Origin of the sequence: Streptomonospora nanhaiensis (assembly GCF_013410565.1) — a bacterium.
Classification (GTDB): Bacteria; Actinomycetota; Actinomycetes; order Streptosporangiales; family Streptosporangiaceae; genus Streptomonospora; species Streptomonospora nanhaiensis.
In genome coordinates this window covers 1,048,579-1,065,260 of sequence record NZ_JACCFO010000001.1, presented here as the reverse complement: position 1 = coordinate 1,065,260, position 16,682 = coordinate 1,048,579, and the positions used below count along the sequence as shown (strand labels likewise).

Sequence of the window (16,682 nt, the reverse complement as noted above, 5' to 3'; positions counted from 1 at the left end):
GCGCTGTGGTCGGTATGGGGCGAAAACAGGGTGACCCCGACCGGGTTCGTCCGGGATGGTTGGGGGCGGATCAGGAGGCGCACATGGACGACGTGATCGACCGCGGCGGGCTGGAGGCCCGTCTCATCCAGGCGACCCTGCGGGTGCCCGCCCGCGAGAGGGCTTCCTCCGGGGGCTCCGGACGGGCGGAGGGGGTCGCGCGGCAGCTGGACGCCGCCCTGCTCACGGTGGGGTTCGCCGGCTCCCGCGAACTGCTGGAGCACGTCGCCGGGCTCGGCACCGGCGCCGCCGTCGACACCGCGATGGGCGTCCTGGCCGCCGTGCGGCGCCTGGCGGGGGACCACGTCGAACACAACGTCTACTTCGCCGACTTCCCCGCCAGCGTGCCCGACACCCTGGAGTTCTGGGCCGACTGCCTGGCCCAGGCGCTCGTCGGCGCCGACGGCGAGGGCGAGGAGCGCGATGAGAGCGACGAGGGCGGTCCGCTGCCCCGCCTGGACACCGTGAACCTGCTGGACCTGCCCGCCTACGGCCGCTACCAGCACTCCTACGCCGACCTGCTCCGGCGCCACGACGACCTCGTGGCCTCCGCCAAGGACCGCGTTACCGTGCTGCACCTGGGCGGGCCCCTGCCCCAGGAGGCGCACCGCCTCTACCTGCGGCTGGCCGCCTCGCCCGTCCCGCTGGGCGAGGACGACCGCGACCTGCTGGGCCTGCTGGCCGCCTACTGCCTCGACGACCCCCAGCCCGAGGACATCGGCGTGCGCGAGAACCGCGCGCTGGTCAACCGGGTGCGGTTCGCGCACGGCCGCCCGCTGCTCGTGGACACCGTCACCGACGTGCTGCGCCTGGCCTGCGCCCTGTCCGGCGGCGACGTCACCCTCACCGCCCCCACCCGCTTCACCTCGCTGCCCCGCGCCGACCGGCGCGCGCTCATGGCCGCCCTCGACCGGGTGGTCGCCGACCAGCCCGCCAAGCTCGGCGACGTCAACCGCCACGCGGGCCGCTGGAAGCGGCTCGGCGAGCGGCTGCACCCCCACGAGCACCCCGGGCACCCGCACGCCCAGGACGTGTTCGCCGTCGCGCGCGGCGACCGGCGCGCCGTCTCGCTGGCCGGGCGCATCGAGGCGGCGTTCGCCGCCGGCGACACCGCCGAGGCGGTGCGGCTGCTCGCGGCGTCCCCCGGCCGGCTCGTGCGCGGCCTCGACCGGCTGCTGCGCACGGCGGGCCCCGACCAGGCCGGTCTGGTCACCGGCGCCCTGGCCGAGGCCGCGCCGCACGTCGCCGGGCGGGTGCTGGTCGGCGCCCGCGAGCACCTGGCCGCCCGCACCGCCCCCGGCGGCGCGCGGTTCTTCGCCAACCGGGCCGCCCGCGCCTGGGCGGCGCCCGACGACCGCGCGCCCCTCGACGCGGGCGCGGTCGCGCGGGCCGTGGAGGTCCTGGACGCCGAGATCGCCGCCCGCCTGCCCGCCCCCGAACGCGTCCTGGTCGACCCCGCGGTGCTGGAGGTGGCCGTGCCCACCGGCCGCGCCCCCGACGGCGGGCTGGGGGTGCTGCCCCGTGGATCCACCACCGACGTGGACGGCGAGCGCCTGCGGTTCTTCGTGCACTGGCGCGAGGCCCGGCGCACGACCGACCTCGACCTGTCGGTGCTGCTGCTCGACGCCGACTTCGGCTTCCACGGCCAGCTGTCCTGGACGTCGCTGTCGGGCTACGGCGGCGCGCACTCCGGCGACATCGTCGAGGCGCCCGAGGGCGCCACCGAGATGATCGACCTCGACCTGGCCCGGGTGACCGCCGCCTACGTCGTGCCGCAGGTCAACGTCTACCACGGGGAGGGCTTCACCGAGCTCGCCGAGGCGTTCTTCGGCTACATGACCCGCGACACCGGGCAGGAGGGCATGCCGTTCGAGGCCCGCACGGTCCGCACCAAGTCCGACCTGACCGGAACGGGCCGCGTCGCGCTGCCGCTGGTGTTCGCCCGCCACCCCGGGACCGGCCGCTGGCGGGCGCGCTGGATGCACCTGTGCCTGTCGGGAGGGATCTCGTTCAACCGCGTCGAGGACAACCGGGTCGGCGCCGGGACGCTGGCGCGCGGCATCCTCGAACGCCGGTACCTGACCATCGGCGACCTGGTGGAAATGATGCGCCGGCGCGGCGCGGCGGTGGAGCACGGCACCGCCCCCGGCCCGCTGCGGCCCGGCGACCTCTACCTGGGCCTGGAGCGTCCCGAGGGCCTGGGGCAGGAGGGGGAGGTGTTCACCCCCGACCGCTTCCCGGAAATCGTTGGAGGCTGAGGGCCCCCGTGGCCTAGACTCCGAGGCGGTGAGGCCATGGTGGAGCTTCCTTCTCAACCACTTCTAATGGCATAGCTTCGCCCCTCTCCTCACCCTCCGCGTCGTGAAGGGCCGGCCGCCGCCGGCCTTTCACGCTTTCCCCGCCGCTCACGTGCCCCCGTTTCGGCCGGTCGCGAACGCCGGTGCGGGCGGACCGGGGCACCTGGCAGGGTGGGCCCGTGAGCGGCACCACGAGAATCACCAAGTTCGGGCACGCGTGCGTACGGCTGGAAAAGGACGGCCGGGCGATCGCCATCGACCCCGGAGCCCTGACCCCCGAGCCCGACGTGCTGGACGGCGTCGAGGCCGTCCTCGTCACCCACGAGCACTTCGACCACCTCGACCCCGAGCGGCTGCGCGCGGCCCCGGTCGACGTCTACACCTGCGCCGGCACCGCCCGCCGCCTGGGCGCGCTCGGGGGGCGCGTGCACACGGTGCGCGGCGGCGACCAGTTCACGGCGGCCGGCTTCGAGGTGGCCGTGGTGGGCGACAAGCACCACTTCAGCCACCCGGACGCGCCTCCGGTCGACAACGTCGGCTTCCTGGTCGACGGGGCCGTCCTGCACCCCGGCGACGCGCTGACCGAGGTGGCGGACGCGTCGACCCTGCTGGTCCCCGGCCAGGCGCCCTGGCTCACCGTCCCCGCGCTGGTCGACTACCTGCGCCGGACCCGGCCGCGCCGCGCCTACGCGGTGCACGACGGCCTCCTCAACGACTGGGGCCTCAAGGTCCTGGACGACGTCCTCGCGATGGAGGCGGCCCGGTCCGGCGCCGACATCCGCCGCCTCCGCCCCGGGCAGAGCGTGGACCTGTGAAGGCGGCCGCCGGTCCGCGGCGGCCGGTCCGCGGCGGCCGGAAATCCCGTCCCAAGCAGCCCTCAAGATGCGATAGAGTCTTACTCGTCCGAAGGGGAAACCCGCAGGACACCGGGACGTAGCGCAGTTTGGCAGCGCACTTGACTGGGGGTCAAGGGGTCGTGGGTTCAAATCCCGCCGTCCCGACATAGGAACGGGCGTTCACGCAGGTGAGCGCCCGTTCGTCGTTTCCGGGGTCCGGTGGCTGAGGGCCGCCGATGCACATTCAGTGCACATGGCTCCCGTCGCTGAGCTGGGATTGCGCGGCCCGCGCCGCCGCCTTCATCCGGCCCCTGTCCATCGCGTCGGCGATCTCGTCCAGGCGATCGGGGAACAGGTGCCCGTAGGTATCGAGCGTCATCGTCGCCGTGGCATGGCCGAGCATCTGTTGCACCACCTTCACATCGGCCCCGGCGGCGATGGCGAGCGACGCGGCGGTGTGCCGCAACTTGTGCGGAGTCAGTCCCATACCGTCGAGTCCCACCGCCGCCCGCGCCCGGTTGAACTCCCGATCGCGCCAGTTGTGGGCGCGCAGCGGCATACCCCGCTTGGTGGTGAAGAGGAAGGCGTCCTCGTCCCGGCCGTGGACCAGCGGCTTCAGCTCCGGAGCCAGCGAGGCCGGGATGGGCACCGTCCTTCGCTCACCGGTCTTGGGCGCGTGCTCGATGAGCTTGCCTTTGACCTCGGCGAAGGTCGATGCCACGCGGATACGCCGCCGTTCCAGATCCACCCGGCCCACGCGCAGCGCCGCCGCCTCACTCCAGCGCAGGCCGGTGTAGGCGAGCAGCAGGATCAGCGGCCGATTGACGGATGAGGTCGCCGAGGTCTGGTTGTACTTCGTGCGCAGCTCCGATGCGGCGTTGGCGAGCGCCTCCACCTGGTCATAAGTGAGGTAGACATGTTCCACCTCACTGGGCTTGGGCAGAGGCACGCCCTTTGCCGGGTTGAAGGCCAGGCGGCGAGGCACGCACCAGCCGAGAACCATCGACAGCACCGTGTAGCAGTGGCGGGTCTGGGAGGCCCCGAGGTTGCTGCCGCCTTCGTCCCTCGGCTTCTGAAGTTCGGCGACCCACACGGCGATGTCCTCAGTGTGGATCGCGTCGAGCGGCAGGTCTCCCCAGCGGGGCAGAATGTGCGCGTCGAGGAGCCCTCGGTACTTCCACCACGTCGACTTCTTGATGTCGGTGCGGACGGGAAGCCACTTTTCCGCCATGGCGCCGAAGGTGACCTTGGAGGCGGCGGGATCGCGGTAGGTGCCCGTGTTCAGGCTGGCCTGTAGCTCCGTCTGCCGATTCTCGGCGTCCGGCTTCTTGGTGTAGGTGCCGCCGCTCTTGGGTTTCCCGGAAGGATCGTAGTAGCGCACCTGCCAGCGGGCCGGAGGCGTGCGCTTGGCGGCCTTGGCGGCGGCCACCGCTTCCCGATAGTTCTTGTCGCGTGTGCGGTCGTAGATCCACACCCGAGCCATGGTTTCCTCGTCTCTGTTGATCGCCGTGTCTACTGCGTGCGAACCCAGGCGTGCACCTCGGCCGGCACGTACCGCAGGTGCCGCCCGATGCGGTGGGAGGGCGGTCCGTCTCCCTTGTAGCGCCACTCGTAGAGGGTTTTGGCGGGAACCCCGAGGAAGCGTGCGGTTTCCTTCACCGACCAGAGTTGCTGCGGAACGGTGGATGCGGGGTCGGCGGTGGCGGTGGTCATGCGGCCCTTTCCGGAGTTGCCGAGAAACTGGTCTGGCGTGCTGCGTCGAGTTGGGCGCGGCGTTTGAGGGCTTCGCCGACCGCGCGCAGTAGGCGGTGTTCGCGGGGCGGGACGTCGGGGTCGGTGGGGCGCGCCAGCTCCCAGGCGTGATCGCCCGAGGCCACCGACGCGAGCGCCGGGGGTTGTTGGGCGTCGTGGTCCTGGCCCTTCTCGCCGGGACGGACGCCGAGGGCGTTGAGGACCCATGTGAGGCGGTCGGCTTTGTGGTCGGCCATGGTCTTGCCCGACCATTTGCGGGAGACCAGGACTCGGCGTCCGGCGTAGCCGAGGTGTTCGCGGCGGTGGGCCTTGGACCGGCAGTAGCCCGGCACCATGCCCGGCTTGGGGTTGTCGGGTTGGATGCCGTAGCGGAGCCAGTTGGCGCAGCGGGGCGAGCAGGGCTCGAACCGCAGGGCCTCAACGAGGCGTTCGACGTGGTGGGCTTGGGTGTCGGTCTCCACTTGGTGGCATTCGGCGATGTCCTTGGTCAAGTACTTCGCCAGATAGCGAACGCACCGGTCAGCGTCCGGCGACCCGGCCAGGACCCCTTTGGCGTCCACCTGCGGCCCGAAGCGGACCACGTGCATCGGCTCGGCGTCGGGGTCGGCGTCCAGGGCGTCCAGCGCCTCATCCCACGTGGGCAGCACCTCACCCGTGGAGGGATCAACGTAGGTCCCTACCGCTTCGTCCCAGACGGGCAGGGTGGCGCCGTCGTAAACCACGGTGTCGGCCGGGGGCCACCAGACCTGGTGGTAGGTGGCCGCCGCGATCTGGCGCAGCTCGGCGCGCGGAATGGTTCCGCGTGTGGCCATGTGCAGGTGCGGGGCCAGCCGCCGTTGCGGTTCGACGGTGGCGAAGTACTGCACATCAAAACCCGCGACGCGGCGGAGGTTCTGCACGAAGCGGTCGATGAGCTTGGAGAAGTGCAGCGCATCCCGCGCCGCACGCCGGTAGTCATACGTCGAGGGATCGACAGGCGTCCCATCAGCCTTGACCCGCCCGTAGGTGTCGCAGGTGAGCGTGATGAACAGCGACGGTCGGAACACCCGCCCCGTCTCCGGGTCCTCAAAGGTCCGCCCGAGGGTGGTGGGTGCCTTCTGCCGACGAGGCAAGTCGGGGGCGTCCTGGCGGCGCCTGGTGGAGCGCACCCGCCGCGACCGCCCCGAGGCCGAGGTGTTCCGGGAGACCGAGCCGCGCAGGCCGGAGGCGGTGATCTCGGCATCCAGATCGGCGATAGCCGCATCCAGCGCGGCCACCTCCTCCGGAGACGCTTGGCCGGCCGCCACCAGGCGGTCCCGCTCGGCCGTGACCATCGCCCGGCGCTCGACCCAGGCCCGTTGCACCTCGCTCGCGGGATCGGGAACGACGGTCGGGTCCTGGTCGAGGTGCCAGCCCTCTTCGCACTGGGTGCGGCGGATCGAGCGCTTGCGCCGCGCACACGCCGGACAGCGGGATTCCAGCGTGGAGTTGCACGGCACGTCGATGATCTCGGTCCGGCCGGTGGCGATGTCGGTGCGGCGCAGCGCCACCGGCCGGACGCACACCCCCTTCTCGGCCGCCATGGTCTCGGCCACCTCACGCGCGAGCGGCTGTGCGAGGCGCTCAGCCCGGGTGCTCTTGCCGGTCGGGGTGGGCATCAGCCCTCCACCCCCGCCGCAGCGTCGGCCATGGCGTCGATATCGGCATCGGAGACGAACGCCGCCCGGACCCGGACCGGGACCGGGGAGCCCTCCAGCTTCACAAACCCCACTCCCGGTAGTTCGGGGTCGATGAGGTGGGCGTTGGCGCCCCGGTCCCGGGCGCCCTCCCCGAGCACCATGTCCACCTGGGAGGCTTCGTCTAGGCGGAGGGCGATCTTGTCGGGGAAGAGGTTGCGCAGGTTGAGGACTTCTTTGCGGGGGTCCTGGAGCGCGGCCAGGACGCAGAACCCCACCGACCGGCCCTGGCTGGTCAGGGTGGCGATGGCGTTCTCGGCGCGGCGGCGGATGTCGCGGTCGGGGTGGTAGGCGGTCAGGAACGCCACCTCGTCCAGCACCACCACCGTGAACGGGTCGCGGACGGTCGGCACGTGCACGCGTTGGCGTCCGGCGTAGCGCTCCGCACGCTCCTGCATCGCGGCCACCGCCTGGTCGAGCAGGGCCACCGCGGATTCGGCGTCGGCCGCGTAGTGCGCGAACAGAGCAAGCCCGTAAGACAGCTCCATCCGCTTGGGGTCGATCGCCCACACCTCAGCGATACCGGCCTCGATCGCCGAGGACATCGCCCGGATGGCCGACCACAGCACCGACCCCTTGCCCGCACCGGTCACCCCGACCGTGAGGACGTGGGTGCCGTGCAGACGCAGCAGCCAGGGTTCCCCGTCCTCACAGATCCCCACGGGCAGGGCCGCCAGGTCCGGTTCCTCGGGGATCGGGAGGGCGTCGATGGGGTCGGCGAGGGTGTCATAGCGCGGGAACTCCAGCACCACATCCCTGGGTCCGCGCACCTCGATGCGGCAGGAGGGGGCGCCGAAGCCGTGCGCCAGTTCCGCCACGCGCTTTTCGAAGTCGGCCGGGGACGTGCCGGCCACCAGGCGCACCCGGACCCGGTCGGCCCACGCCGAGCACGTCACGCCCCGGATCTGGGGGAGGTACTGGCGTTCGAGGTAGCTTTCGGCCAGGCCCGACACGACGAGGACGGGTTGCCAGTGCCGCCGGTAGACCCACAGGCGGCGCCAAGTGGCCAGCGCCCGCAGCGCCACCCGGTCACGGAACGAGCGCGGCCAGCGCCGCCACCACACCAGCAGCACCAGGTCCACCACCGACCAGAGCACGGCCAGGCCCGCCCAGCCACCGACGTGGTAAGCGGCCACCGAGGCGACCACGGCGCCCACCGACACCGGGAACTGCGCGGGCAGCAGCACCAGGGCGCGCAGGAACCGCCACAGCCACCCGGTCAGAATGAACACCCCCGGCGTCTCGACCACCGGAGTCGTGAAGCGGATCGTCTGCGCCGGAACCGGCGCGGTCGGCTGCACCTGCGTGGCGCCGGCGCTCTTACGGCCCAGCATCAGAGACCACCCGCCTCGTGCTGCTCGGTGGAGCGGGCGGCGGCCAGTTCGGCGCGCGCCGCCTCAGCCACCGCGTGGGTCTCCGGATCGGCCGTGGACTGGGCGATGCGGTCGAGCAGGGAGGACTTCCAGGCCAGCAGCGCCACGCCGTCACCGGTCGAGCGGGACCGCAGCGTGGCCAGGAAGTCGGCGATCTCACGCGGACTCACCCGCGCGGTTCGGTCGGACATACTGAAGACACCTCTTCTGCCATCACGTGATTGGGAAGTCGCGGATCAGAGGGGTTGAAGGGGCGGCCGGGTGCGCCAACACCAACGGCCGCCCCGCTTGGGTTCAGCGGCTGGTTAGGCGGCGTCCTTGGCGGTCGCAGCCGCCGGGGACTTGCGCGAGGCCGAAGTACTAGGGGTCTTCACGCCCCGCGCCCGCAGCGAGTACGCCACCCGAGGACGCCGCCCCGACTCATCCACATAGGGCATGACCGACATCGCCTCGAACTCGATCGGGCGGAACGGCAGACCCGGCACCTCCGCAGGCAGCACCGGGCAGTGCTCGGCGGCCACCTTGACCTTCACCGACTTGGCCTTGCCACGCGCGTCCGGATCGGCGTCGATCACGTCCACCGCCCACAGCGGCAGCCCCGTCGCCTTGTCCAACTGCGGGCGCTTGGTCTCGAAGTCGGTCACCGGCTCCACCCCCAGCGCGAACGCGCCGTGGGGAAACACCGTCCCGAACTCGATCGGCAGCGCACCCTGAATCGCCATGGTTGGACCTCTCTACGGCCCGGTGACCGGGCCGGACATACGAAAGCGTGTGGGCCGTCGCCGCTTCCAGGGTTGGAAGGTCATCGGCGATAGCCCACACGCTAACCCGTACTTTTAATTCTGTCTAGTAGTTGAAGTACTATCCCGCACTCAAAGTACGCCCGCCCTCCTCGCAAGCCCCTGGAGAGCCGGTCCGGCAGGGTCCTGAATGGTCAGAAGGTCTCCGAGCGCCTGGCGCACCAGCGGGTGAGTACGCACCTGCTCAGGCGTGATCGCCTCCGCCTTCTCCAGCGTCGAGACCGCCCTGTCGGCGTTGCGCCGCTGAAGGTGAGCCCGCGCGACATCGATGAGGAAGCGCCCCTGCCGCTCAGGCGAAAGGCCGGACGCGTCGACACCTTCGGCCGCCCGCAGTGCCACCCCGGCATCTCCCAGTTCCACGGCCACGGCGACCTCGTGGAGGGAGACGTTGGTCGGCCCGAACTCGGTGTTGTAGTCGTTGCGGTCACCGCCCAGGCGGTCCGCCACCGAGCGCGCATGGGCCACGTTGCGATAGGCGGCCGTGGCGTCGTTGCGCCGAGCTGCGGCAACCGCCCGTTGCAGAGTGAGGGCGCCAAACAAGGACATGGCTTCGGGGTCGCCCTTGTCGGCCAGACGCGACAGCGCCTCACAGGAGGTCCCAGCGGTCGCCTCGACCTGTTCGTAGTAGCCCGCACCCTGGAACGTCAGGCACAACCGGAACTCACCGGCGGCCATCAACAGCGGATCATCGGCGCGTTCGGCCGCCGTGATCGACCGATCGGCCGCGATCCAGGCGGCCTCGTACTCCCCGAGCTTGGTCAACGCCGAAGAGCACGCCTGATAGGCGCTGTTGAGCAGGCGGAACAGCGGAACCCGCTGTCCGTTGGGCACCGAGCGCGCCGCCGCCTCCAACTCGGGAATCAGCGGTTCGAGCGCTTCCGTCAGGTCCAGGTAGCGGCTGGTATGGGTCAACTCCCACACGTGATCGACCTTGCGGCCCAGCGCGTCGACATCCGGCGGTTCGCCCCCGGCGCTGAGCATCGCCCTCAGTGCATGCGCCCGACTCAGGACCAACCGAAGGCGACTGCTGCCGGGCGCCTCCTCGGCGGCCGAGGCGACAACGGGCGCTTCGGCGGCCAGCTCCGAAAGCGGGACCTCCAGCGCATCGGCGACAGTCTCCAGGACCGACATGCGATCAATCCGGCGGACGCCACGCTCCACCTGCGAGACCCAGGCTTCCGAGCGCTCGACCAGGCGGGCGAATTCGCGCTGTGAGAGGCCGCGCCGCTTTCTGTGCTGCGCGATTTTTCGGCCTAGCGCCTTTTGGTAGTCATTGCTCATCCTGCGACCCCCTTTGCTCCCTGGAGCGAAAGGAAGTCGACCTCTACGGAGTCGAGGAACGCACCGCGCGCCTCAAGGAACCGCTTGACGTGGGGCTGTTCCTCGTGCGCGTCGAACGCGGCGCGGTCGCGGTACAGCTCGTAGAAGTACCGCTCCAGCGGCTTGCCTTCGACCTGGTGAACGGCGTAGACGAGCGTGCCCGGCTCACTCTCGCGGATGTGGGGCAGCGTCTCCCCCACCAGGGCATCAAAGCCCGAAGCGCTGTCCTCGTCCTTGAGCGTGAATCGCACGGCAAGTCCGAACATGGGGACTCCTCAACTCACTTCGACATCACTTGTCGCACTAATTGTCTTGCGAACGTAGTGCAAGTACCAGGCACCTAATGTACGGTAGCCGTACTAATAGTACTAGACATGCAGCTCAGTGTCTCGTGAGCTGTTGATCTCACCGAGGTGAGCCCTATGTCTCTGCACCCGAACGGCCCTAACCGAGGACAGGTGGCGGCCCTCCGCTGGTTCCCCGGTCACCCTTCGTCCGTCGGCGATGTCCGCCGGTTCATCGCCAACCGCCTCCAGTACTGCGCCGAGCCGGACGCGGCCATCCTCGTTGCGAGCGAGCTTGCCAGCAACGCCCTCCAGCACACCGAGTCCGGCAACTGGACAACCGGCTTCCTCGTCATGCTGGAGCACACCGCCGAGGGCGCGCTCATCACCGTCCATGACGCGGGCAGCGCCTCCCACGTGCCTTACATCGCCACGCCACCACTCGACACGGAGAGGGGGCGCGGCCTGCACTTGGTCGACCGTCTCACCGAGAGCTGGGGAAGCCAAGGCGGCCCGGCCGAACGGATGACATGGGGAGTCGTGCGCTGCCACTAGGCATTGCCGAATTGGGCTGTATGGGATCAAGGCGACGGCGCTTCGCGCCGTCGCTCCCGGCGTGCCGCCCGCCGCTCGGGCTGCGGGCTGCCGCCCGGTCCCGAGCGCGCGGCCGGCCGCCGGGGCCGCGGAAGCGTCCGTCGCCTTGAGGCCGTCCGTCGGCTGTGGGTCGCGCCGTCGCCGGGACGATCCGATGCGAAGCGCCGAAACCTCTCCAGGCGAACCGGCTGTGGTCCCTGGCGTCCTCGGTCCCGAGGCACTTGGTCACGCGACCCTCACTGTCTTGGGTGGCCGACTGCAGCGCGACCAAGCACCTCGGACCGACACCGTGGTTGCCGAAGGCTCGGGTTGCTGGGGGCCGGGGGACCCGTGGGAGGACGGTGCCGCGCTGCTGGCGTGAGCGTGGGGGCGGTCCGTGTGCATCATGGGCGACGGGAGTGGGAACTCCGGCCGAACTGGGAGAACGGCGCTCCCGCGATACACATTCAGTGCACATGACGTCAGGAAGCAGCCGGAATCAGCGAGTGTGTACCGGTACACATTCCCACGTCGTTCGGCGAAAGCGTGATCACGCCGCAGGCCCCGTCATCCCACCGGGAAGTCAAGGGGTCGTGGGTTCAAATCCCGCCGTCCCGACAGAGAAGTAGCAGGTCAGCGAGGGGTCCACCATCAGGTGGGCCCCTTTCTGCGTTCCAGGTCGGGTGGCAGTGGGGCTGCACCGGGGCATGTGGTCCGTCGGCCCACGTCGTTGAGGACGTCGTCCATGGCCTTGACCGCGGAGCCGCACACCGGCCTCAGTTGGTGGCACCTGGTCCCAGGATCCCGAAAACCGGCTCCCGAAGGCGCAGGACACACCCCGCCCTCGTCCGGGGGTTGTCCCAGCCGTCCACTCCGCAGCCCTCTCCGGTGGGTCGTCGATCTTCGAGATGCACGATCATCGAGCCCGCCGTCGAAATCTGGAGGAGAAGCACACCTTTCCAGCGGGCGTCAACGTATCGGCACCTCCCGCATCGGCTGCCTGATCTGACAGGTCGCGGTCTCACAGTCTCGGGATCTGACCAATCAACACGGTTCTTGAGTCAGAGAATATGGAGACAGCGGCATCTTTCTGTGGAAGATCATGGTTCTCAAAGAGGGCGGTGATCTTCGCGTTGATGCACCAATGCGTCCTTGTCAGGGCATGAGTGGATTCTTCCTGTATTTCTGTCATAGGCGTCTCCAACGGGCCGACTGGGGCTTCGTTCCATGCAGATGTCATGGCACGATCCACCACTCATGGCATCGCCGGTAGAGGCTTCGGGGCTGGGTCTTGAGAATTATGAGTCCGATGGGATTCCCGGGGCGTAAGTGATTTCAAGATGGCCATTTTTCAATACGGCCGATTATTATAGGGGTTATGTTCCCGGCCTGCTCTTGTGGATTCCTGCCGCCGATCACATAATTCGCTCTGAAGCCGGCGAACCGCATAGCGTGTCAGGAGACTCCTTGTCTGAGCTGGAAGCGATCCTGCGACGTCTTGTTGATTCTTCGTCCGTGGCAGTGACTTCAGGAGACCTCCTCGCTGGAAAGGTCGAATCGGCGATCGCCCGGGACGACGAGCGCTACAGGGAAAAGCAGCAGGAACCGCCGCGCCGGAAACCACGGCTGGCCCGTCTCCCTCAGGTGAAGAGGACATCCGTCGGTGCGGCTCCTCTGAGCGTTCTCCATGCTCTGGGAAGGGCGATCTCTCTGGACAGGCAGGGATCGGTCCGGGGACTCGCCGAGCACTGGGGCTGCCTGAAGTACGCGCTGGCACTGGACGGGAGCCGGAAGCAGGACCACATGGCCCTGTCAGAGGAGGGACGGTCCACCCAGCGCCAGCACAAGACGGTCCAGGCCCACGAACTCGGCGTCGGTTTCGGGGTGGTGGCCGCGGAACACATTCTCCGGGAGCGCTATCGAGACCACCGTGTCTCCATCGTCCCCGCGGAAGTCGTTCTGCGGGCCGGATGGCCGCTGACGGGCCTGCGGTACCGTCCCCGTTTCTTCGCCGAGGTGTGGAGGCCCGGGGAGCGGGCCAAGGTCTTCCCCGTTGTCTGCAAGGGGCACCACGGTCGTCGGAGTTATTCGTATCCGCAACTGGCCTCCGCTTCGGCGCACGTGGAGGCGGTGCACATCGGCCCGTGGAACGAGACCCCAGCCCTGGTTCTGAGCACGGAACTGAGTATGAAGGGGCCGATCGTCGTACACGTGCTTGCCGCGGACGGCGACGGGGGAATCCTTCCGGCAGGGGAGGAGGAGCTGAACTCCTCGCCGCGCGACCGCTCCATGCCCCCTCAGATCACCAAACCAGCCGAAGGCGCCACCCCGGAGGAAGGTCTGCCCGGCTTTCACGTGCTCCCCCAGCACACCGGGTGGTTCCGGACGGTCCTGGCCCACACGGACGCCGCCGGCCTGACGGCTTTCACCGGTGACGGTAATGCCACCGCGCCCCACCTCACCAAGCGTCAGGGGCGCGAATACTACATGCGGCAGTCGCATGCCGCCATCAGCAGTGTCCGAAGCATGGAATACACGCTTCTCGATATTCCCTGTGTGGGAACCGAACACGTGTTCCGCCTCAACGGTGAACGCGTCGAGGCCTTCTCCGGACTCGCCGAAGACTTGTTCAATGCCCTTGTGGAGGAACGCCTGGACAAGTACCGACGCGAAGTCGATGCCCAGTACACGCGTCATCCCTACGCGCGGTGGGACCGGACCTGGGAGGGTGCGGTCTCTGTGCGGCCGGACGGGTCTGTGCTGGCGATCCGCCGCCTCAAAGCCTAGAGACGCCGTTGGAAAGGCGGGAAAGCCTGTTGAGGGGCCCTGGTGGAGCAGTCCCGTCCCGCCTGACGTGCGGCGACGCGGGCGGCCGGGCGCTTGGCGGGGGGTGAACGGGCCCTTCTGGAAACGCGGTTTACCTTGTTGGCCATGACGAAATACGCGTGGATGTACCGGCTCGGCTTCACCCCGTGGGAGCGCTACGGCGCCGCGGGCGGGGCGCAGTTGGGCGCTCTGCTGGACCGCGAGGCGGCGGACCGGCCGACCGGCCCGGGGCGGGCACTGGACGTGGGGTGCGGGCGCGGGCAGTTCACGCCCGAGTTGGCCAAGCGCGGGTGGGAGGCGGTCGGCCTCGACATCGTGCCCGACGCGGTCGAGGCCGCCCGGCGCAACGGCCCGCCGGAGGTCACCTACGTCGTGGGCGACGTGACCGACCTGGAGTCCGCCGGTCTGGGCAGCTTCGACCTCTTCGTCGACATCGGCTGCTTCCAGGGCCTCGACGCCGGCCAGCGCGCCGCCGAAGGGCGGGGGATAACGGCCCTGGCCGCTCCGGGCGCGGGACTGGTGATGCTCGCCTTCGGGCCGTCGCGCTACAGCAGAATGGTCGAGGGCGTCTCGCAGGCGGAGGTCGAGGCCGCGTTCCCCGCGTGGGACCTCCTGGAGGTCGAGGACGCCGACACCGCGGGCCTGGGCTGGCCGATGAACCGGACCGCCCCGAAGTGGTACCGGTTCCGCCGCGCGGCCGCGTGAGGCCGGCGGGGACGCGCTGACCACCGCCGCTCCCCTCCCGCCCGAAGGCGCGGCGCCGTCGGGGCCACTTCTTCGGATTGGCTGTTGTGCGGCCGGCGGCGAGCCGGTGGGATTGCCTTGGCGGCGAGGTGAGCGGAGGGCGGTGCGCATGGCCGGCAGCGGTGAGGCCGAGGGCGCGGCCGGATTCATCGGACTGGGGATCATGGGGCAGCCCATGGCCCTCAACCTGGCGCGGGCGGGGACCCCGCTGGTGGTGTGGAACCGGACCCCGCAGCGGTGCGCGCCGGTGGTCGCGGCCGGTGCCCGGCACGCCGGCGGACCGGGCGAGGTCCTCGCCTCCTGCCGAACCGTTGTCCTGATGCTCGCCGACGAGCCCGCCGTCGACGCGGTGCTGGGCCGGGGCACCGAGCGGTTCGGCGCCGTGCGCGGGCGCACCCTGGTGCAGATGGGCACCCTCCGGCCCGCCTACTCCGCCCGGCTGGCCGCCGACGTCCACGCCGCCGGCGGCGCCTACGTCGAGGCGCCCGTCTCCGGTTCGCGCGGCCCCGCCGAGGCGGGGCACCTCGTGGCCATGCTCGCCGGGCCCGCGCAGGAGGTGGAGCGCGTGCGGCCCCTGCTGGGGCCCGTGTGCGCGGAGGTGTTCACGTGCGGCGACGTGCCCTCAGCGCTGGAGACCAAGCTCGCCGTGAACGTCTTCCTCATCACGATGGCCACCGGCCTCGCGGAGTCCTTCCACTTCGCCGAGCGCCACGGCATCGACCCCGCCCTGCTGGAGCGGATCCTCGACGCCGGACCCATGGCATCGGCCGTCTCCCGAGCCAAGGCCCGCAAGCTCACGGCCGCCGACTTCACGCCCCAGGCCGCCATCGCCGACGTGCTCAAGAACAGCCGCCTCGCCGCCGAGGCCGCCCGCGAGCGCGGCGCCGCCGCGCCGCTGCTGGACGCCGCCCACGCCCTCTACACCGAGACCGACGCGCTCGGGTTCGGGCGCAGCGACATGGCGGCGGTCGTGCAGGCGCTGCGGGCGCGCAGCGCGGCGCCGCCCGCGCCCGGCGCCCCGGCGTGAGACGCGCCCGGCGCCGTGGTGCCCCCGGCCGCCGGGGCGGCGGCCCGCTCAGCCGTCCTGGGCGCGCAGATGGGCGTCGGCCCCGGCCAGGTCGGTCTCGGCGAACACCGCGATCCCGTGGTCGCGCAGCAGCTGGGTCGTCACCCCGGGCCCGGGGGCGGTCCGCCCGCTGAAGGTGCCGTCGTAGACCCGGAGCAGGCCGCACGAGGGGCTGGACTCCTTGAGCACGGCCGTGCGCACCCCCCGCCCGCGGGCGGTCTCCAGCGCGGCCCGGGCCCCGGCCACGAAGTACGCGGTGACGTCGGCCCCCTCGGGGGTGAGGATGCGCGCGGCCCCCGCCAGGACGTCCTCGGCGCTGCCGCCCGGCTCGATCTCCGCGGGCGGCCGGGGCACCGGCAGCCCGCCCGCGACCTCGGGGCAGTGGGCGACGACGCGCCCCTCGGCCCGCCAGCGGTCCAGGATCGTGTCGCACACGGTCTTGGCGCGCCCGTCGAAGCGCACCCGGCCGCCCAGCAGGCACGCGCTGACCAGGACCCGGGCCGTTGGGGCGGCGCCCCCGGACGGGGCGCCGAGGGTGTCGGGCGTGCGGCGGCGCATGGGCTCCTCCCTCAACCGGCGGGCGCGGCGGTGTGGTCCGCTGCTGCCGACTGTAGCGCCGCGCCCGGCGTCGGGCGCCCGCCCGTTTCAGCGGCGCCCGCGGGGTTACCGAACAGGGCAGGGACCGTCGGACGAGCGGACGGGGAAGTGGTGCGCCATGGGCGAGGACACGCGCGCGAGGTGGCTGAGCCCCCGGCTGGAGGCGGCCCGCCACCACCCTGAGCTGGTGCCCGAGCAGGCGCGGCCGGTGGACCTGGTCGTGCGCTCCTGCGGCACCCTGGCCGACGACACCGGCTCCCAGCGGGAGGTCGCCGTGGCGGCGGCCCGGACGGCCGTGGCCGAGGAGATCGAGCGCCGCCGCCCCGGCGAGCCCTACATGCTGCGCCAGGGGCGCGTGCACGACTTCTGCGACGTGGTGCCCGAGTGCCCGCTGGACGAGTACGTGGTCGTCGGCGTGGTCTACCGCCGCTGAACGGCCGCCCGGCCCCGTTCGGCCGCG

At 70.9% G+C, this 16,682-nt stretch carries 16 protein-coding genes and 1 tRNA gene; 8 read left to right on the top strand and 9 right to left on the bottom strand.

The features are described from left to right. Positions 1 to 83 precede the first annotated feature (83 nt). The 3 genes from HNR12_RS04605 (at position 84) to HNR12_RS04595 (ending at position 3,337) form a co-directional block, all read left to right on the top strand. Positions 84 to 2,297 carry a hypothetical protein gene (locus HNR12_RS04605; protein ID WP_179766320.1) on the top strand — a complete coding sequence of 738 codons (2,214 nt, stop codon included), beginning with the start codon at positions 84 to 86 and terminating at the stop codon, positions 2,295 to 2,297. A 218-nt stretch (positions 2,298 to 2,515) separates the two neighbouring features. Next, positions 2,516 to 3,151 carry an MBL fold metallo-hydrolase gene (locus HNR12_RS04600; RefSeq protein ID WP_179766319.1) on the top strand — a complete coding sequence of 212 codons (636 nt, stop codon included), beginning with the start codon at positions 2,516 to 2,518 and terminating at the stop codon, positions 3,149 to 3,151. Positions 3,152 to 3,263: 112 nt separating this feature from the next. Continuing rightward, positions 3,264 to 3,337: transfer RNA gene (locus HNR12_RS04595), tRNA-Pro, on the top strand. A 79-nt stretch (positions 3,338 to 3,416) separates the two neighbouring features. On the opposite strand, the gene HNR12_RS04590 is transcribed toward HNR12_RS04595, so the two are convergent. The 8 genes from HNR12_RS04590 to HNR12_RS04555 form a co-directional block, all read right to left on the bottom strand. Further along, entirely contained in the window at positions 3,417 to 4,655 is a 1,239-nt protein-coding gene (locus HNR12_RS04590; RefSeq protein ID WP_179766318.1) for a tyrosine-type recombinase/integrase, read from the bottom strand. A 29-nt stretch (positions 4,656 to 4,684) separates the two neighbouring features. Beyond that, positions 4,685 to 4,885 (bottom strand): helix-turn-helix transcriptional regulator, encoded by a 201-nt coding sequence (locus tag HNR12_RS04585; protein WP_179766317.1) that lies wholly within the window; start codon positions 4,883 to 4,885, stop codon positions 4,685 to 4,687. Then, a complete protein-coding gene (locus HNR12_RS04580; RefSeq protein WP_179766316.1) occupies positions 4,882 to 6,561 on the bottom strand; it encodes a replication initiator in 1,680 nt (559 codons plus the stop codon). The genes HNR12_RS04585 and HNR12_RS04580 overlap by 4 nt, the downstream gene beginning before the upstream one ends. Continuing rightward, the gene (locus HNR12_RS04575; protein ID WP_179766315.1) at positions 6,561 to 7,973 is read right to left on the bottom strand and encodes an FtsK/SpoIIIE domain-containing protein; all 1,413 of its coding nucleotides are present in this window, start codon (positions 7,971 to 7,973) and stop codon (positions 6,561 to 6,563) included. The genes HNR12_RS04580 and HNR12_RS04575 overlap by 1 nt, the downstream gene beginning before the upstream one ends. Further along, the gene (locus tag HNR12_RS04570) at positions 7,973 to 8,203 is read right to left on the bottom strand and encodes a hypothetical protein (protein WP_179766314.1); all 231 of its coding nucleotides are present in this window, start codon (positions 8,201 to 8,203) and stop codon (positions 7,973 to 7,975) included. The genes HNR12_RS04575 and HNR12_RS04570 overlap by 1 nt, the downstream gene beginning before the upstream one ends. A gap of 114 nt (positions 8,204 to 8,317) precedes the next feature. Next, on the bottom strand, positions 8,318 to 8,734 hold the full coding sequence (locus tag HNR12_RS04565) for a plasmid replication, integration and excision activator (RefSeq protein ID WP_179766313.1): 417 nt from the start codon (positions 8,732 to 8,734) through the stop codon (positions 8,318 to 8,320). Positions 8,735 to 8,884: 150 nt separating this feature from the next. Next, complete coding sequence (locus HNR12_RS04560; protein WP_179766312.1) at positions 8,885 to 10,093, bottom strand: helix-turn-helix domain-containing protein; 1,209 nt, start codon at positions 10,091 to 10,093, stop codon at positions 8,885 to 8,887. Beyond that, entirely contained in the window at positions 10,090 to 10,398 is a 309-nt protein-coding gene (locus HNR12_RS04555) for a putative quinol monooxygenase (RefSeq protein ID WP_179766311.1), read from the bottom strand. Before HNR12_RS04555 ends, HNR12_RS04560 begins: the two co-directional genes overlap by 4 nt. 156 nt (positions 10,399 to 10,554) lie before the next feature. On the opposite strand from HNR12_RS04555, the gene HNR12_RS04550 reads away from it, so the two are divergent. The 4 genes from HNR12_RS04550 (at position 10,555) to HNR12_RS04535 (ending at position 15,586) form a co-directional block, all read left to right on the top strand. Next, entirely contained in the window at positions 10,555 to 10,971 is a 417-nt protein-coding gene (locus HNR12_RS04550) for an ATP-binding protein (protein ID WP_179766310.1), read from the top strand. A 1,485-nt stretch (positions 10,972 to 12,456) separates the two neighbouring features. After that, positions 12,457 to 13,776 carry a hypothetical protein gene (locus HNR12_RS04545; RefSeq protein WP_179766309.1) on the top strand — a complete coding sequence of 440 codons (1,320 nt, stop codon included), beginning with the start codon at positions 12,457 to 12,459 and terminating at the stop codon, positions 13,774 to 13,776. Between the two features lie 144 nt (positions 13,777 to 13,920). Beyond that, a complete protein-coding gene (locus HNR12_RS04540; protein WP_246425000.1) occupies positions 13,921 to 14,520 on the top strand; it encodes a class I SAM-dependent methyltransferase in 600 nt (199 codons plus the stop codon). A gap of 148 nt (positions 14,521 to 14,668) precedes the next feature. After that, positions 14,669 to 15,586: an NAD(P)-dependent oxidoreductase gene (locus tag HNR12_RS04535; RefSeq protein WP_179766308.1), complete on the top strand. Its 918-nt coding sequence runs from the start codon at positions 14,669 to 14,671 to the stop codon at positions 15,584 to 15,586. Positions 15,587 to 15,634: 48 nt separating this feature from the next. Here HNR12_RS04535 and HNR12_RS04530 read toward each other — a convergent pair whose 3' ends face one another. Beyond that, a complete protein-coding gene (locus HNR12_RS04530; RefSeq protein WP_179766307.1) occupies positions 15,635 to 16,183 on the bottom strand; it encodes a DUF523 domain-containing protein in 549 nt (182 codons plus the stop codon). Positions 16,184 to 16,340: 157 nt separating this feature from the next. On the opposite strand from HNR12_RS04530, the gene HNR12_RS04525 reads away from it, so the two are divergent. Beyond that, positions 16,341 to 16,655 (top strand): hypothetical protein, encoded by a 315-nt coding sequence (locus HNR12_RS04525; protein WP_246424999.1) that lies wholly within the window; start codon positions 16,341 to 16,343, stop codon positions 16,653 to 16,655. Positions 16,656 to 16,682: the final 27 nt, after the last annotated feature.

Excerpts from the sequence above, each read along its gene's own strand:
- HNR12_RS04570 (WP_179766314.1), bottom strand. The coding sequence starts at position 8,203 with ATGTCCGACCGAACCGCGCGGGTGAGTCCGCGTGAGATCGCCGACTTC.
- HNR12_RS04530 (WP_179766307.1), bottom strand. The coding sequence starts at position 16,183 with ATGCGCCGCCGCACGCCCGACACCCTCGGCGCCCCGTCCGGGGGCGCC.
- HNR12_RS04555 (WP_179766311.1), bottom strand. The coding sequence starts at position 10,398 with ATGTTCGGACTTGCCGTGCGATTCACGCTCAAGGACGAGGACAGCGCT.
- HNR12_RS04575 (WP_179766315.1), bottom strand. The coding sequence starts at position 7,973 with ATGCTGGGCCGTAAGAGCGCCGGCGCCACGCAGGTGCAGCCGACCGCG.
- HNR12_RS04605 (WP_179766320.1), top strand. The coding sequence starts at position 84 with ATGGACGACGTGATCGACCGCGGCGGGCTGGAGGCCCGTCTCATCCAG.
- HNR12_RS04580 (WP_179766316.1), bottom strand. The coding sequence starts at position 6,561 with ATGCCCACCCCGACCGGCAAGAGCACCCGGGCTGAGCGCCTCGCACAG.
- HNR12_RS04535 (WP_179766308.1), top strand. The coding sequence starts at position 14,669 with ATGGCCGGCAGCGGTGAGGCCGAGGGCGCGGCCGGATTCATCGGACTG.
- HNR12_RS04565 (WP_179766313.1), bottom strand. The coding sequence starts at position 8,734 with ATGGCGATTCAGGGTGCGCTGCCGATCGAGTTCGGGACGGTGTTTCCC.
- HNR12_RS04590 (WP_179766318.1), bottom strand. The coding sequence starts at position 4,655 with ATGGCTCGGGTGTGGATCTACGACCGCACACGCGACAAGAACTATCGG.
- HNR12_RS04585 (WP_179766317.1), bottom strand. The coding sequence starts at position 4,885 with ATGACCACCGCCACCGCCGACCCCGCATCCACCGTTCCGCAGCAACTC.
- HNR12_RS04540 (WP_246425000.1), top strand. The coding sequence starts at position 13,921 with ATGACGAAATACGCGTGGATGTACCGGCTCGGCTTCACCCCGTGGGAG.
- HNR12_RS04525 (WP_246424999.1), top strand. The coding sequence starts at position 16,341 with ATGGGCGAGGACACGCGCGCGAGGTGGCTGAGCCCCCGGCTGGAGGCG.
- HNR12_RS04560 (WP_179766312.1), bottom strand. The coding sequence starts at position 10,093 with ATGAGCAATGACTACCAAAAGGCGCTAGGCCGAAAAATCGCGCAGCAC.
- HNR12_RS04550 (WP_179766310.1), top strand. The coding sequence starts at position 10,555 with ATGTCTCTGCACCCGAACGGCCCTAACCGAGGACAGGTGGCGGCCCTC.